This is a genomic window from Pseudomonas sp. ACN5 (assembly GCF_002303975.1).
GTDB lineage: Bacteria > Pseudomonadota > Gammaproteobacteria > Pseudomonadales > Pseudomonadaceae > Aquipseudomonas > Aquipseudomonas laurylsulfatiphila.
This window is the reverse complement of the sequence record NZ_MRCP01000011.1, coordinates 107438-123180: the sequence shown is the minus strand read 5'-3', so window position 1 is coordinate 123180 and position 15743 is coordinate 107438. Positions and strand designations below refer to the sequence as shown.

Annotated in this window: 13 protein-coding genes; 8 read left to right on the top strand and 5 right to left on the bottom strand. The window is 59.9% G+C overall.

Annotated elements, in window-relative coordinates; genetic code table 11:
• Positions 1-112: 112 nt before the first annotated feature.
• Positions 113-1810: a glutamine--tRNA ligase/YqeY domain fusion protein gene (locus BSF40_RS20690; protein WP_095966511.1), complete on the top strand. Its 1698-nt coding sequence runs from the start codon at positions 113-115 to the stop codon at positions 1808-1810.
• 21 nt (positions 1811-1831) lie between these two features.
• Positions 1832-3214: a cysteine--tRNA ligase gene (cysS, locus tag BSF40_RS20685; RefSeq protein WP_095966510.1), complete on the top strand. Its 1383-nt coding sequence runs from the start codon at positions 1832-1834 to the stop codon at positions 3212-3214.
• A gap of 209 nt (positions 3215-3423) precedes the next feature.
• Here the strand turns inward: cysS and BSF40_RS20680 are convergent, their stop codons facing one another.
• Entirely contained in the window at positions 3424-5256 is a 1833-nt protein-coding gene (locus BSF40_RS20680) for a sigma-54-dependent Fis family transcriptional regulator (protein WP_095966509.1), read from the bottom strand.
• 373 nt (positions 5257-5629) lie between these two features.
• On the opposite strand from BSF40_RS20680, the gene BSF40_RS20675 reads away from it, so the two are divergent.
• Genes BSF40_RS20675 through BSF40_RS20650 form a run of 6 tightly spaced genes read left to right on the top strand, consistent with a single transcriptional unit; the run spans position 5630 to position 11585 of the window.
• Positions 5630-6724, top strand: coding sequence for an ABC transporter ATP-binding protein (locus BSF40_RS20675; RefSeq protein ID WP_015094365.1), 1095 nt, complete (start codon positions 5630-5632; stop codon positions 6722-6724).
• Positions 6724-7839 carry an ABC transporter ATP-binding protein gene (locus BSF40_RS20670; protein WP_095966508.1) on the top strand — a complete coding sequence of 372 codons (1116 nt, stop codon included), beginning with the start codon at positions 6724-6726 and terminating at the stop codon, positions 7837-7839. The genes BSF40_RS20675 and BSF40_RS20670 overlap by 1 nt, the downstream gene beginning before the upstream one ends.
• A complete protein-coding gene (locus BSF40_RS20665; RefSeq protein ID WP_007970461.1) occupies positions 7836-8702 on the top strand; it encodes a carbohydrate ABC transporter permease in 867 nt (288 codons plus the stop codon). Before BSF40_RS20670 ends, BSF40_RS20665 begins: the two co-directional genes overlap by 4 nt.
• Before the next feature lie 10 nt (positions 8703-8712).
• Positions 8713-9513, top strand: coding sequence for a carbohydrate ABC transporter permease (locus tag BSF40_RS20660; protein ID WP_007970460.1), 801 nt, complete (start codon positions 8713-8715; stop codon positions 9511-9513).
• A 10-nt stretch (positions 9514-9523) separates the two neighbouring features.
• The gene (locus tag BSF40_RS20655) at positions 9524-9796 is read left to right on the top strand and encodes a DUF2160 domain-containing protein (protein WP_015094367.1); all 273 of its coding nucleotides are present in this window, start codon (positions 9524-9526) and stop codon (positions 9794-9796) included.
• 46 nt (positions 9797-9842) lie between these two features.
• Positions 9843-11585: an ABC transporter substrate-binding protein gene (locus tag BSF40_RS20650; protein ID WP_095966507.1), complete on the top strand. Its 1743-nt coding sequence runs from the start codon at positions 9843-9845 to the stop codon at positions 11583-11585.
• A gap of 112 nt (positions 11586-11697) precedes the next feature.
• On the opposite strand, the gene BSF40_RS20645 is transcribed toward BSF40_RS20650, so the two are convergent.
• From BSF40_RS20645 to nuoM, 4 genes are all read right to left on the bottom strand, one after another.
• On the bottom strand, positions 11698-12075 hold the full coding sequence (locus BSF40_RS20645; protein WP_007981254.1) for a type II toxin-antitoxin system VapC family toxin: 378 nt from the start codon (positions 12073-12075) through the stop codon (positions 11698-11700).
• Complete coding sequence (locus tag BSF40_RS20640; RefSeq protein WP_371918110.1) at positions 12072-12407, bottom strand: type II toxin-antitoxin system Phd/YefM family antitoxin; 336 nt, start codon at positions 12405-12407, stop codon at positions 12072-12074. The genes BSF40_RS20645 and BSF40_RS20640 overlap by 4 nt, the downstream gene beginning before the upstream one ends.
• A gap of 293 nt (positions 12408-12700) precedes the next feature.
• Positions 12701-14164, bottom strand: coding sequence for an NADH-quinone oxidoreductase subunit NuoN (gene nuoN / locus BSF40_RS20635; protein WP_015094370.1), 1464 nt, complete (start codon positions 14162-14164; stop codon positions 12701-12703).
• 7 nt (positions 14165-14171) lie between these two features.
• A complete protein-coding gene (gene nuoM, locus BSF40_RS20630) occupies positions 14172-15704 on the bottom strand; it encodes an NADH-quinone oxidoreductase subunit M (protein WP_095966506.1) in 1533 nt (510 codons plus the stop codon).
• Positions 15705-15743: the final 39 nt, after the last annotated feature.

Here is a 15743-nt window from a genome sequence, read left to right as displayed (position 1 = left end):
GCGACGGTTTACAGAGTGCGCTCTGTCAGGCACTTGACGGCATCGGCTATGATAGCGGCTTTGTTTTGTCCGGCCTTCATTACGGCCACGCACTTGTACGTTCAAGGATCCTATGAGCAAGCCCACTGTCGACCCTACCTCGAATGCCAAGACCGGCCCAGCCGTGCCGGTCAACTTCCTGCGGCCGATCATCCAGGCAGACCTGGACTCGGGCAAGCACACGCAAATCGTCACCCGTTTCCCGCCTGAACCCAACGGCTACCTGCACATCGGTCACGCCAAGTCGATCTGCGTGAACTTCGGCCTGGCCCAGGAGTTCGGCGGCGTCACGCACCTGCGTTTCGACGACACCAACCCGGCCAAGGAAGACCAGGAATACATCGACGCGATCGAAAGCGACGTCAAATGGCTGGGCTTCGAGTGGTCCGGTGAAGTGCGCTACGCCTCGCAATATTTCGACCAGTTGCACGACTGGGCAGTGGAGCTGATCAAATCCGGGAATGCCTACGTCGATGACCTGACGCCGGAGCAAGCCAAGGAATACCGTGGCAGCCTGACCGAACCTGGCAAGAACAGCCCGTTCCGCGATCGCAGCGTCGAAGAGAACCTGGACCTGTTCGCCCGCATGAAGGCCGGCGAGTTCAAGGACGGCGCACGGGTGCTGCGGGCCAAGATCGACATGGCTTCGCCGAACATGAACCTGCGTGATCCGATCATGTATCGCATCCGTCACGCTCACCACCACCAGACCGGTGACAAGTGGTGCATCTACCCGAACTACGACTTCACCCACGGTCAGTCGGACGCCATCGAAGGCATCACCCACTCGATCTGCACCCTGGAGTTCGAAAGCCACCGTCCGCTGTACGAGTGGTTCCTCGAGCACTTGCCGGTGCCGGCCAACCCGCGCCAGTACGAGTTCAGCCGCTTGAACCTGAACTACACCATCACCAGCAAGCGCAAGCTCAAGCAGCTGGTCGATGAGAAGCACGTCAACGGCTGGGACGACCCGCGCATGTCCACGCTGTCGGGTTTCCGCCGCCGTGGCTACACGCCGAAATCGATCCGCAACTTCTGCGAAATGATCGGCACCAACCGTTCCGACGGCGTGGTTGACTTCGGCATGCTCGAGTTCAGCATCCGTGACGACCTCGACCACAGCGCTCCGCGTGCCATGTGCGTGCTGCGTCCGCTGAAAGTCGTGATCACCAACTACCCGCAAGGCCAGGTCGAGAACCTCGAACTGCCGTGCCACCCGAAAGAAGACATGGGCGTGCGTGCTTTGCCGTTCGCCCGTGAAATCTACATCGACCGTGAAGACTTCATGGAAGAGCCGCCGAAGGGCTACAAGCGCCTGGAACCGGCCGGTGAAGTGCGTCTGCGTGGCAGCTACGTGATCCGCGCCGACGAAGCGATCAAGGACGCCGATGGCAACATCGTCGAACTGCGCTGCTCGTACGATCCGGACACCCTGGGCAAGAACCCGGAAGGCCGCAAGGTCAAAGGCGTGATCCACTGGGTGCCGGCCGCGGCCAGCGTCGAGTGCGAAGTGCGTCTGTACGATCGTCTGTTCCGTTCTCCGAACCCGGAGAAGGCCGAAGACAGCGCCAGTTTCCTGGACAACATCAACCCTGACTCGCTGCAGGTACTCACCGGTTGTCGTGCTGAGCCTTCGTTGGGCAATGCACAGCCGGAAGACCGTTTCCAGTTCGAGCGCGAAGGCTACTTCGTCGCCGATCTCAAGGACTCGAAACCAGGTCAGCCGGTATTCAACCGTACCGTGACCCTGCGTGATTCGTGGGGCCAGTGATTCAGCGTCAAGGGAAATAACGTGCTTACGATCTACAACACGCTCACCAAGAGCAAAGAAGTCTTCAAGCCGCTCGATGGCAACAAGGTGCGCATGTACGTGTGCGGCATGACCGTGTACGACTACTGCCACCTGGGCCACGGCCGCAGCATGGTTGCGTTCGACCTGGTGACCCGCTGGTTGCGCTTTAGCGGTTACGACCTGACCTATGTGCGCAACATCACCGACATCGACGACAAGATCATCAATCGGGCCAATGAGAACGGCGAGTCGTTCGAAGCCTTGACCGAGCGCATGATCGCGGCGATGCACGAAGATGAAGCGCGCCTGAACATCAAGAAGCCGGACATGGAGCCGCGTGCCACCGATCACATTCCGGGCATGCACGCGATGATCCAGACCCTGATCGACAAGGGTTATGCCTACGCCTCGGGCAATGGCGACGTGTACTACCGCGTCGGCAAGTTCATGGGCTACGGCAAGCTGTCGCGCAAGAAGATCGAAGACCTGCGCATCGGCGCGCGCATCGAAGTCGACGAGTCCAAGCAGGACCCGCTGGACTTCGTGCTGTGGAAAGCGGCCAAGCCGGGCGAACCGAGCTGGGAATCGCCGTGGGGCGCCGGGCGTCCGGGCTGGCACATCGAATGCTCGGTGATGTCGACCTGCTGCCTCGGTGAGACTTTCGACATTCATGGCGGCGGCAGCGATCTCGAGTTCCCGCACCACGAAAACGAAATCGCCCAGAGCGAAGCGGCCACCGGCAAGACCTACGCCAACGCGTGGATGCATTGCGGCATGATCCGTATCAATGGCGAGAAGATGTCCAAGTCCTTGAACAACTTCTTCACCATCCGCGACGTGCTCGACAAGTACCACCCGGAAGTCGTGCGTTACTTGCTGGTGTCGAGCCACTACCGCAGCGCCATCAACTACTCGGAAGACAACCTCAAGGACGCCAAGGGCGCCCTGGAGCGTTTCTACCACGCGTTGAAAGGCCTGCCGAATGTGGCGCCGGCGGGCGGCGAAGCCTTCGTCGAGCGTTTCACCCAGGTGATGAACGACGACTTCGGCACGCCGGAAGCCTGTGCGGTGCTGTTCGAGATGGTCCGCGAGATCAACCGTCTGCGCGAGAGCGATCTCGACGCAGCGGCTGGTCTGGCAGCCCGTTTGAAAGAACTGGCCAGCGTGCTGGGTGTGTTGCAGCTCGAAGCCGATGACTTCCTGCAGGCCGGTGCCGAAGGGCGCGTGGATGCAGCCCAGGTCGAGGCGTTGATTGCCGCTCGCCTGGCGGCACGTGCCGGCAAGGACTGGGCCGAATCCGACCGCATCCGCGACCAGCTCACCGCCATGGGCGTGGTGCTGGAAGACGGCAAGGGCGGCACGACCTGGCGTCTGGCTGACTGACAGCGGCTGTATTGGCTATAAAAACAAAACCCGCCTTGTGCGGGTTTTTGTTTTTCGGGGGTGGCTGTTCGTTCTTTGGCGACAGGACTGACGCCTTCGCGGGCAAGCCCGCTCCCACAGTTGATCTTTGGTGTGTTTGAGTTTTGAGTACAACGCAAATCCAATGTGGGAGCGGGCTTGCCCGCGAAGAGGCCCATTCGGCCAACTTGTCATTCAGCCTGGCGCAACCGCTTGTACAGGGTATTGCGACTAACTCCCAACCGCCGCGCCAGATACGAAATATTCCCCCCGACCGCCTGCAACTGCCGATTCAGTGCTTCCACATCATTCAAGTCGATGCCCAGCGGCTCCGGCGTCTCCACCGGTTCCATCTCCAGGTCGACAAAAAAATCATCCGGCAAGTGCTCAGCCCGCACCGGCTGTTCCTCGGCCATGGCCAGGGCCACCTGGATCACGCTGCTGACCTGGCGCAAGTTGCCCGGCCACGGGTGGCGGCTGAATAACGCCATCACTTCCTGACTCAAACCGGCCCATTGCGTCGGTTCGCGGTGCTGCTCCCACAGGCGTTTGAACAGTGCCTCCTTATCGCTGCGCTCGCGCAGGGGCGGCAGTTCCAGGGTCAGGCCGCCGATGCGGTAGTACAAGTCTTCACGAAACCGCCCCAGTTGTACTTGTTCGCGCAGCGAGCGATTGGTCGCTGAAATGATGCGCAAGTCCACAGGGAACAATTCGCTGCTGCCCACCGGCTGTACGCAACGTTCCTGCAACACCCGCAACAGTCGCGCCTGTGTCGGCAGCGGCATGTCACCGATTTCGTCGAGAAACAGCGTGCCTTTGTCAGCCTTGCGGATCAGCCCGATGCTGCCTTTCTGGTTGGCGCCGGTGAACGCGCCTTTCTCATAGCCGAATAACTCGGACTCCACCAGTTCGGCGGGAATCGCCGCACAGTTGACGGCGATGAGCGCTTGTTTGCTGCGCGAACTGGCCTGGTGCAGGGCCTTGACGAAGACTTCCTTGCCGACCCCGGTTTCACCATGGATCAGCAGTGGAATGTCTTTTTCCAGCAAGCGTTCGGCCTGGCGCACGGCTTTTTCCACGCGGCTGTCGCCGAAATGCAGGGTGTTGAGGCTGATGGCCGCGGGTGTAGCGACAACCGGCTCGGTGAATACTCGGGGTTGAATGGATGCCTGTTTCGGCCGCTTCAGCAGGCACTGGAAGCGGTTGCGTCCTGAGGTTTGCAAGGCGAAGGGCAGGCCTTCGGGCTGATTGAGCAGTTCCAGCAGAGAGACCTTGAACAGGCTCTCGACACTGACCCGCGACAGGCTGATGCCCAGCAGATTGTCGGCCCGGCGATTGGCCGACAGCACCTGGCCGCTTTCATCGAAAATCAGCAAGCCAGCCCATTGGCTGTCGAGGTTGTTCAGCCCGGTGTTGAACGTCAACTGGAAATGCTGGCCATGGAACAGGTTGAGGATCAGCCGGTTTTCCACGGTCTGGCTCATCATCTTGACCATGCCCAGGGTGTGGGATGGCGGCAGGTAGCTGTCGCTGGACACGTCCAGCACCGCGATTACCTTGCGCTCGGCATCGAAAATCGGCGCGGCGGAACCGGTCATGAAGCGGTTGGCCTTGAGGAAATGTTCGTCGTGCTCGATGTGCACGGCTTGTTCACAGGCCAGGGCGGTGCCAATGGCGTTGGTGCCGGTGCAACGTTCCATCCAGCTGGCGCCGGCGCTGAAACCCCGGGCCAGTTTCGGCTCGATAAAACGCTGGGTGCCCCACGATGTGAGCACCTGGCCCTGATGGTCGGCGAGCATGATCAGGCAATTGGAATTGCTCAGGATGTTCTCGTAGTAGGGCAGCACTTCCTGATGGGTGGTTTGCACCAGTGAGTGCTGGCTCTCCAGCAGTTGCGCGATGCCCGCGGCCGGCAATTGATCGAATGCCGGCGCGCTCTGATGACTGAGGCCGAACGCGCGGCAACGCGACCAGGAGTCCTGGATGATGGCGTCGTGGGACAGCGGCAGGGCAGGTGCGGCCATGGCAGTCGATCTCTGAACAAGACTTTATTGTTTTTATGGGATAGCGCCGATCCCTGTAGGAGCGAGCTTGCTCGCGATGCACGTGAGAGCGCCGCATTTACTCAGGCAGCCCTCGTCAACGTTAACGTCCATCGCGAGCAAGCTCGCTCCTATAGGGGCCGTGAACAGTCCGTAGAGTGTTGTTCACTATTGTTCACTGTCAATGGGTGAACTGTTCAATTGTTCATTTCGGATTGTTCATTTGTGTTCAGCAACGAACGTCGATGGGCCGTGATTTTCACTTATTTTAAGCTAAATCAGTGGCTTGGGATTTTTGGCACGGATGTCGCTTTATCGCTCCGGTCGCTTGACTCCAATAATAAAAGGCCGAGCCATGTCACTCACCCTGGAGCACGTCAGCCGCACCGTCGAGGGCCAGACCTGGATCGACGATGCCAACCTGAGTTTTGAACCCGGTTCCTTCAACGTTTTGCTGGGGCGCACCCTGTCCGGCAAAACCAGCCTGATGCGCCTGATGGCCGGTCTGGACAAGCCCGACAGCGGGCGCATCCTGATGAACGGCGTCGACGTTACCCAACGGCCAGTGCGTTTGCGCAATGTGTCGATGGTTTATCAGCAATTCATCAATTACCCGACGATGACGGTGTTCGACAACATCGCCTCGCCGCTGCGCCAGGCCGGTGTATCCAGCGAGCTGATCCAGAGCAAGGTGCTGGAAACCGCGAAGATGTTGCGCATCGAAAAATTTCTGAAGCGCTATCCGCTGGAGCTTTCCGGTGGCCAGCAACAACGCACGGCCATGGCCCGGGCGCTGGTCAAGGATGCCGAGTTGATCCTGTTCGACGAGCCACTGGTCAACCTCGACTACAAGTTGCGCGAGGAACTGCGCCAGGAAATGCGCGAGCTGTTCAAGGCGCGCCATACCATCGCGATCTATGCCACCACCGAACCCAACGAGGCCCTGGCCCTGGGCGGCACCACCACCATTCTTCACGAAGGGCGGGTGATCCAGAGCGGCCAGTCGTCTTCGGTCTATCACCAGCCGCAAACCGTGCTGGCGGCGGAGCTGTTCTCCGAGCCGCCGATCAACCTGATGCCGGGGCGCATTGCCGGCAACGAAGTGAGTTTCGCCAACTTCGTGCACTTTCCGCTGAACGTCGATTTGCGCCCGGTGGGCGAGGGCGAGTTCCGCTTCGGCGTGCGACCCAGCCATATCTCGCTGGTGCCGAGCAATGACGATGACCTCGAACTGGCGGTAACCGTCGAGGTGGCCGAGATCAGTGGCTCGGAAACTTTCCTGCACGTGCGCAACGAGCATTTCCTGCTGGTGCTGCACCTGCCGGGAGTTCACGAATACGACGTCGATGCGCCCATCCGTATCTACATCCCGACCCATAAACTGTTTGTGTTCGATACGCAGGGCCGGCTGGTTCAGGCGCCGGGCCAGCGTGTCGCGAGGGTAGCCTGATGGCCGAAATCCGTTTGCAGAACCTCGCCCACAGTTACACCAAAACCCCGGTGGGACCCGAGGACTACGCGATCCGCGAGATGGACCACATCTGGGAGCAGGGCGGCGCCTATGCGTTGCTCGGTCCGTCGGGCTGTGGCAAATCAACCTTGCTCAACATTATTTCCGGGCTGCTCAGCCCGTCCCAGGGGCATGTGCTGTTCGACGGCAAAGCGGTCAACGACCTGACGCCGGAGAAGCGCAACATTGCTCAGGTTTTTCAGTTCCCGGTGGTCTACGACACCATGACGGTGTTCGACAACCTGGCCTTCCCGCTACGCAACCAGGGCATGGCCGAGGCAAGCATTCATACCAAGGTGCAGGAAATCGCCGAAGTCCTCGACCTGCAGAGCCTGCTGAGCAAAAAGGCGCGCAACCTCACCGCCGACGAAAAACAGAAAGTCTCCATGGGCCGTGGGCTGGTACGCGACGATGTGTCGGCGATCCTGTTCGACGAGCCGCTGACGGTGATCGACCCGCACCTGAAGTGGAAACTGCGACGCAAGCTCAAGCAAATTCACGAGCAGTTCAACATCACCATGGTCTACGTCACCCACGATCAGCTGGAGGCCTCGACCTTCGCCGACAAGATTGCGGTGATGTACGGCGGGCAGATCGTGCAATTCGGCACACCACGGGAATTGTTCGAGCGCCCGAGTCACACCTTTGTCGGCTACTTCATCGGCAGCCCGGGGATGAACCTGATCGAGGTGCAGCCGCAGCCGGGGGGCGTCGGGTTCGCCTCGACCCACCTGCCGCTGTCCGAGGCCATGCAACAACGCATCTCCGAATCCGAATGGCAAACCCTGAAGGTCGGCATTCGCCCGGAGTTCGTCCATGTGTGGGACGAAGCCTTTGATGATGCGCTGCGGGCACAGGTCGTACACGTCGAGGACCTGGGTACCTACAAGATCATGAGCCTCAACCTCGATGGCACGCCCCTGAAAGTGCGCCTGGCCGAAGACAAACCGGTGCCACAGGGCACGGCCTACATCAGCTTTCCTGCGCAATGGCTGATGGTCTATGCCGATGATTTCCTGCTCGAAGCCCATGCCAACCAGGAGGCGCAGCCATGAACAAGGTGCAGAACAACAAGGCCTGGTGGCTGGTGCTGCCGGTGTTCCTGCTGGTGGCGTTCAGTGCGGTGATCCCGATGATGACTGTGGTCAACTATTCGGTGCAGGACATCTTCGACCAGTCCAGCCGCTATTTCGTCGGCGCCGACTGGTACAAGCAGGTACTGCTCGACCCGCGGCTGCATGACTCGCTGCTGCGCCAGTTCATCTATTCCGCCTGCGTGCTGCTGATCGAAATTCCGCTGGGCATCGCCATCGCCCTGACCATGCCGACCAAGGGCCGCTGGTCGTCGGTGGTGCTGATTGTGTTGGCCATCCCGCTACTGATCCCGTGGAACGTGGTCGGCACCATCTGGCAGATCTTCGGCCGCGCCGACATCGGCCTGCTCGGTTCGAGCCTCAATGCCATGGGCATCAGCTACAACTATGCGGCGAACACCGCGGACGCCTGGGTCACCGTGCTGGTGATGGACGTCTGGCACTGGACCTCGCTGGTGGCGCTGTTGTGTTTCTCCGGGTTGCGGGCGATTCCGGATGTGTATTACCAGGCGGCGCGGATCGACCGCGCCTCTGCCTGGGCGGTGTTCCGGCATATCCAGTTGCCCAAGCTCAAGAGCGTGCTGCTGATCGCCGTGATGCTGCGTTTCATGGACAGTTTCATGATCTACACCGAGCCCTTCGTGCTCACGGGCGGCGGTCCGGGCAATGCCACGACCTTCCTCAGCCAGACCCTGACCCAGATGGCCGTAGGGCAATTCGACCTGGGGCCGGCCGCAGCGTTCTCGCTGGTGTACTTCCTGATCATCCTGTTGGTGTCCTGGCTGTTCTATACCGCCATGACTCACTCTGACGCCAACCGTTGAGGCCCGCGCCATGAGCAAAAGAAAGCTTATCCCCCTGCTGCTCTACATCCTGTTCCTGCTGGTGCCGATCTACTGGCTGCTGAACATGTCCTTCAAAAGCAACAGCGAAATCCTCGGCGGCCTGACGCTGTTCCCGCAGGATTTCACCCTGGCCAACTACAAGGTGATCTTCACCGACCCGAGCTGGTACACCGGCTACATCAACTCGGCGTATTACGTGAGCCTGAACACGATCATTTCCCTGACCGTGGCACTGCCGGCGGCTTATGCGTTTTCACGTTATCGCTTCCTGGGCGACAAGCACCTGTTCTTCTGGCTGCTGACCAACCGCATGGCGCCGCCGGCGGTGTTCCTGTTGCCGTTCTTCCAGCTGTATTCGTCGATCGGGTTGTTCGACACCCATATTGCCGTGGCCCTGGCTCACTGCCTGTTCAACGTGCCGCTGGCGGTGTGGATTCTCGAAGGCTTCATGTCCGGCGTGCCCAAGGAAATCGACGAAACCGCCTACATCGATGGCTACAGTTTTCCCAAGTTCTTCGTGAAGATTTTCATCCCGCTGATCGGCTCCGGCATTGGTGTGACGGCGTTCTTCTGCTTCATGTTTTCCTGGGTCGAACTGCTGCTGGCACGAACCCTCACCTCGGTGAACGCCAAACCCATCGCGGCGGTGATGACCCGCACCGTTTCGGCATCCGGTATCGACTGGGGTGTACTGGCAGCGGCGGGGGTGTTGACCATCCTGCCGGGCATGCTGGTGATCTGGTTTGTTCGCAACCACGTGGCCAAGGGCTTTGCCCTGGGCCGGGTATGAGGAGCTGATGATGGAATGGATGAGTTGGACCGCCCCTACGGCGGCGTTCTTCGGCGTCATTGCCTTGATCCTGGTGGGCATGACCACCTGGGAGTTGCGTTCGCCGAGCGTGCTTCGGCGAGGTTTGCTACCGATTGCCACCACCCGTGGCGATCGCTTGTTCATCGGTCTTCTCGGCAGCGCCTACCTGCATTTGCTGGTAATCGGCGTCACCGACTGGAGCATCTGGGTGGCGTTCGCGTTGTCCCTGGTGTGGCTGTTGGCTGTGATGCGTTGGGGCTAGTCGAATCGCTCGGCACTGTTGCTCCGAAACCCAATAAGGAGGTCTTATGTTCGACAAAAACAATAAGCTGCGACATAGCATTTCATTGGCAGCCATGCTGGCACTCAGCGGTTTGAGCGCTTCGGCCTGGGCCGATGCTTACGAAGATGCCGCAAAAAAATGGATCGGCAGTGAATTCAAGCCATCCACGCTGACGGCCGATCAACAGCTGGAAGAGTTGAAGTGGTTCATCAAGGCGGCGGAACCCTTTCGCGGAATGAACATCAAGGTGGTGTCGGAAACCATCGCCACCCACGAGTACGAGTCCAAGGTGCTGGCCAAGGCCTTTACCGAGATCACCGGGATCAAGCTCACCCACGACCTGCTGCAGGAAGGCGATGTGGTGGAAAAGCTGCAGACCGTGATGCAATCGGACAAGAGCATCTATGACGGCTGGGTCAACGACTCGGACTTGATCGGTACGCACTTTCGGTACGGCAAGACCGAATCGATCACCGACCTGATGGCGAACGAAGGCAAGGACTTCACCTCGCCGACCCTCGACCTCAAGGACTTCATCGGCATTTCCTTCACCACCGCGCCGGACGGCAAGATCTACCAGCTGCCTGACCAGCAGTTCGCCAACCTGTACTGGTTCCGCGCCGACTGGTTCGAGCGCGCGGACCTTAAGGCCAAGTTCAAGGAGAAGTACGGCTACGACTTGGGTGTACCGGTGAACTGGTCCGCCTATGAAGACATTGCCAAGTTCTTCAGCGAAGACGTCAAGGAAATCGACGGCAAACGCGTCTACGGGCACATGGACTACGGCAAGAAGGACCCGTCCCTGGGCTGGCGCTTCACCGATGCCTGGTTCTCCATGGCCGGTGGCGGCGACAAGGGCATCCCCAACGGATTGCCGGTGGACGAGTGGGGCATTCGTGTCGAGGACTGCCACCCGGTGGGTTCCAGCGTGACCCGCGGTGGCGACACCAACGGCCCGGCGGCGGTGTTCGCCACCACCAAGTACGTCGACTGGCTGAAAAAGTACGCGCCACCGGAAGCGGCGGGCATGACCTTTTCCGAATCCGGCCCGGTGCCGTCCCAGGGCAGCATCGCCCAGCAGATTTTCTGGTACACCGCCTTCACCGCCGACATGACCAAGCCAGGCCTGGCGGTGATGAACGCCGATGGCACGCCGAAATGGCGCATGGCGCCGTCACCACGGGGACCGTACTGGGAAGAGGGCATGAAGCTGGGCTATCAGGACGTGGGTTCCTGGACCTTCATGAAGTCCACGCCCGAGAAGCAGAAACTGGCGGCCTGGCTCTATGCGCAGTTCGTGACCTCGAAAACCGTGTCGCTGAAGAAAACCATCGTCGGCCTGACGCCTATCCGCGAATCGGACATCAACTCACAAGCGATGACCGACCTGGCGCCGAAACTCGGTGGCCTGGTGGAGTTCTACCGCAGCCCGGCCCGCGTGCAATGGACCCCGACCGGGACCAACGTACCTGATTATCCTCGCCTCGCGCAGTTGTGGTGGAGCCACATCGCCGAAGCGGCCAGCGGCGACAAAACCCCGCAACAGGCACTCGACGGCCTGGCCAAGGATCAGGACGCGATCATGACCCGTCTGGAGCGTTCGAAGGCACAAGCCACCTGCGCACCGAAAATGAACCCCGAGCGCGATGCTCAGTACTGGTTCGACCAGCCGGGCGCACCGAAACCTAAACTGGAAAACGAGAAACCTAAGGGAGAGACCGTGAGCTACAGCGAGCTGCTGAAATCGTGGGCGGATGCGCGTAAGTAAGTGTTTGGGAGTGTGAAAGGCGAACGGCACCGAAAGGTGCCGTTTTCATTTGTGCTTGACCTACAGTCTTCGCGAGCAAGCCCGCTCCCACATTTGATCGGAGATGGGCTGACTAAATCAAAATAGCCAAATCCGTGTACTTGGCCACCAATGGGTCAGACGTTAGAAGTTTCATGGGTTCAGTCATCGCGGTTGCAACAATGAGGCGGTCGAACGGATCACGATGGTGATGTTCGAGGTCTTTCACGGCAATGGCATGTTCTGAAGTCACAGGCAATTCGATGAACCCGCTTTCGAGGCAGTACTGGCGGATTTCTTCCAGATCAACATTGAGCTTTCCCAGCCCGACCTTGATTGCCATTTCCCAGAATGTCGCTGCGCTGATGTATATGTCGGCAGCGCCTTCAATGAGCTTTCTGGCCTTGCCGGAGAGTTTGGGGTCATCGCTGAGAGCCCAAAGCAAAACATGAGTGTCCAGCAGAACCCTCATTCGTGGGTTCCTTCAAAAGCATCCAGCATGTCGTCCGGCAGTGGTGCATCGAAGTCTTCAGCCAGAACCAGTTTGCCTTTCATCGCACCGATACGCTTCCCGTTGGTTTTTCCTACGGGAACAAGGCGGGCCAAGGCTCGACCATGCTTGGCAATCGTTATGATCTGGCCCGCCGCTGCATCATCGACGAGTTTGGACAGATTGTTTTTTGCTTCGGCCAACGGAACGATGATCATGATTTCTCTCCCATATTCTGGACAAATATAGCCAGAATTTTTCGGGGTGGCAAAGGCAAGCGAGCCATAGCTCGGTTTCGCCATTTCATTGCACATCATCACCATCGGTTCTTGTTTCATTTGAATACTCCTGTAAGCCCGTCGCTCACATTAGCGTTCGGAGCAATCGCCGGATGTCATCGATTGCTGATCGCCAGACAAATACTTTCTGAAAGGAGGGTAGGCCATGAAGATTAAAAGATCGCAGCCTGCGGCAGCTCCTACAGGCTGTACGCCTCCCCAATGTAGGAGCTGCCGCAGGCTGCGATCTTTTGACCTTGAAAACCCCAAACGCAAAAACGGCACCCGAAGGTGCCGTTTCTGTTTGTTGCCGAAAGTCGCCTAAGCGATCAACCCGCCAGACCCGATTGCTGAACCAGGTTCAGCAGCGGTTGTGGGTACAGGCCGAGGAAGAAGGCCAGTACCGCGATGGCCAGCAGCATCACGCCGCCTGCACGTTGTTCCCAGTGCAGCTGGGCATCGACGCGACGCAGGTTCGGTTCGATCAGGTACAGGGTGACCATCACACGCAGGTAGTAGAACACGCCGATGGCGCTGCCCAGTACCAGGGAACCGACCAGCCACCATTGGTGCGACTCGACACCGGTGGCGATGATGTAGAACTTGCCGATGAAGCCCGCGGTCAGCGGGATACCAGCCAGGGACAGCATCATCACGGTCAGTACGGCGGTCAGGTACGGACGGCGCCAGAACAGGCCGCGGTATTCGTACAGGGCGTCTGCGTCACGGCCTTTGTACGGCGAGGACATCAGGGTGATCACGCCGAAGGCGCCGAGGCTGGTGATCACGTAGGTGACCAGGTATACGCCGATGGCTTCCACGGCCAGGCCCTTGCTCGCCACCAGGGCGATCAGCAGGTAGCCGAAGTGGGCGATGGACGAGTAACCCAACAGACGCTTGAGGTTGCTCTGGGTCAGTGCCAGCAGGTTACCGAACAGGATCGACGCAATGGCGATGATGGTCAGCACGTCGCTCAGCACGCCGCTGCTGGCCGCTGGCGAGATCTGGAACAGGCGCACCATCACTGCGAACACGGCCACTTTGGAAGCGGTGGCCAGGAACGCTGCGACCGGTGCCGGAGCACCCTCGTAGACGTCTGGAGTCCAGAGGTGGAAGGGCACCAGCGACAGCTTGAACGCCAGGCCGATCAGCATCATGCCCAGGCCCAGTTGTGCCAGCGAGCTTGGCAGGCCGGTAGCCGCCAGCGCCTGACCGATGCCGACGAAGCTCAGGGAGCCGGAGTCTGCGTACAGCAGGGCCATACCGAACAACAGGAACGCGGAGCCGGCAGCCGACAGCACCATGTACTTGATACCGGCTTCCAGCGAACGCTTGTTGAAGAAGGCATAGGCCACCAGACCGTAGACCGGCACCGACAGCAGTTCCAGACCGATGAACAACCCGGCCAGGTGCTGCGCGCTGACCAGCACCAGGCCACCGGCGGCGGCCATCAGGATCAGCAGGTACAATTCTTCACGGTTGCCCGGGTAACCCGTGCCGCCATCGCCGAGGTAGGCGTGGGCGAGGGTGACACAAGCGAGGGTGGCGACCAGGATCAGTGCCATGTACAGGCAAGCGAAGCTATCGATTTGCAGCAGTGGGGTCACGGCCAATGGCGCGACCTTCAAGGCTGGCAGGATCGACAGCAACGCCAGGTTCAGACCCGCCACGGACAGCAGGAAGGTCTGGGAGTGGTTGCGGCGCCAGGCGATCGCCAGCATCACCACGATGATCGTGGCGCTGGTAATCAACAGCGGCGCTAGCGCGATAAAGTGTTGAGTCGTGAATTCCATAGCGCTCTTACCGGGCCGAAGCGAGTTGAGTGAAGGCGGTGCCGAGCCATTGCTGCACGCCATGCATCGTAGCGGCAGAGGTATCGAGGAACGGTTGTGGGTAGATGCCGATGTAGACCAGCAGCGCTGCCAGACCGACCACCATGATCATTTCGCGACCGTCCATGCCATGCAGTACCGCGTCCGACTTGGCTGGGCCGAAGAAGGCACGGTGGACCATGATCAGCGAGTAGACCGAACCGAACACCAGGCCGGACGTGGCGATGATGGTGACCCATGGGGCGATCGGGAAGGTGCCGATCAGGATCAGGAACTCACCGACGAAGTTACCGGTACCCGGCAGGCCCAGGGACGCCGCCGCGAAGAACAGGCTGAGGGCCGGCAGGTAGGCGATCTTCGACCACAGGCCACCCATTTCACGCATGTCGCGGGTGTGGGTGCGTTCGTACAGCTGGCCACTCAGGATAAAGAGTGCCGCCGCCGACAGACCGTGGGCCAGCATCTGCATCACCGCGCCCTGCAGCGCCAGTTGGCTGCCGGAGTAGATGCCGATCAGTACGAAGCCCATGTGGGAAACGGACGAGAAGGCGATCAGACGCTTGATGTCGGTTTGCGCGAACGCCAGGAACGCACCGTAGAAGATCCCGATCAGACCCAGGGTCATGGCGATCGGCGCGAACTCGGCCGAGGCATTCGGGAACAGCGGCAGGGCGAAACGCAGCAGGCCGTAGGCAGCGGTCTTCAGCAAGATACCGGCGAGGTCGACGGAACCGGCGGTTGGCGCCTGGGCGTGAGCGTCAGGCAGCCAGGAGTGGAACGGCACCACGGGCAGCTTGACCGCAAAGGCGATGAAGAAGCCGAGCATCAGGATGTACTCGGTGGTCATCGACATCTTGGTCTTCAACAGGTCGGCGTAGTTGAAGGTAATCACGCCGGTGTCGTTGAAGTTGACCAGTACCAGACCCAGGATCGCCACCAGCATGATCAGGCCGGAAGCCTGAGTGAAGATGAAGAACTTGGTCGCCGCGTAGATCCGGGTTTTCTTGCCGTCCGAAGAACTGTGACCCCAGAGCGCGATGAGGAAGTACATCGGCACCAGCATCATTTCCCAGAAGAAGAAGAACATGAACAGGTCGAGGGCGAGGAACACGCCGACGACACCGCCCAGGATCCACATCAGGTTCAGGTGGAAGAAGCCCACGTGACGCTGGATCTCTTTCCACGAGCAGAGTACCGAGAGGACACCCAGCAGGCCGGTCAGCATGATCATCAACAGCGACAGGCCGTCGAGGGCCAGGTGCACATTGATACCGAAGCGCTGGATCCAGACGTGCTTGAACTCAAGCGCCCAGGTCGGATCGGCACCCGGTGCCGGAGCAAATGAATAGTCACCGTTGGCCCACAGCCAGAGGCCGAGGGAAAGCAGCAGGGACATGGTGATCAGCGCAATCCAGCGGGGGAGGGTGGCGCCGAAGCGCTCACCCATCCAGCACAGCAGGCCGCCGATGAAGGGGATCAGGATTAGCCAAGGCAGAATCATGACGGGTTCGTTTCCTTTCGCAAATTCGCAAGGTTCATA

Bases quoted from the DNA above. Each gene is read 5' to 3' on its own strand.
- BSF40_RS20690 (WP_095966511.1), top strand. From the start codon at position 113: ATGAGCAAGCCCACTGTCGACCCTACCTCGAATGCCAAGACCGGCCCA.
- BSF40_RS20680 (WP_095966509.1), bottom strand. From the start codon at position 5,256: ATGGCCGCACCTGCCCTGCCGCTGTCCCACGACGCCATCATCCAGGAC.
- BSF40_RS20675 (WP_015094365.1), top strand. From the start codon at position 5,630: ATGTCACTCACCCTGGAGCACGTCAGCCGCACCGTCGAGGGCCAGACC.
- BSF40_RS20670 (WP_095966508.1), top strand. From the start codon at position 6,724: ATGGCCGAAATCCGTTTGCAGAACCTCGCCCACAGTTACACCAAAACC.
- BSF40_RS20665 (WP_007970461.1), top strand. From the start codon at position 7,836: ATGAACAAGGTGCAGAACAACAAGGCCTGGTGGCTGGTGCTGCCGGTG.
- BSF40_RS20660 (WP_007970460.1), top strand. From the start codon at position 8,713: ATGAGCAAAAGAAAGCTTATCCCCCTGCTGCTCTACATCCTGTTCCTG.
- BSF40_RS20655 (WP_015094367.1), top strand. From the start codon at position 9,524: ATGGAATGGATGAGTTGGACCGCCCCTACGGCGGCGTTCTTCGGCGTC.
- BSF40_RS20650 (WP_095966507.1), top strand. From the start codon at position 9,843: ATGTTCGACAAAAACAATAAGCTGCGACATAGCATTTCATTGGCAGCC.
- BSF40_RS20645 (WP_007981254.1), bottom strand. From the start codon at position 12,075: ATGAGGGTTCTGCTGGACACTCATGTTTTGCTTTGGGCTCTCAGCGAT.
- BSF40_RS20640 (WP_371918110.1), bottom strand. From the start codon at position 12,407: ATGTGCAATGAAATGGCGAAACCGAGCTATGGCTCGCTTGCCTTTGCC.
- nuoN (WP_015094370.1), bottom strand. From the start codon at position 14,164: ATGGAATTCACGACTCAACACTTTATCGCGCTAGCGCCGCTGTTGATT.
- nuoM (WP_095966506.1), bottom strand. From the start codon at position 15,704: ATGATTCTGCCTTGGCTAATCCTGATCCCCTTCATCGGCGGCCTGCTG.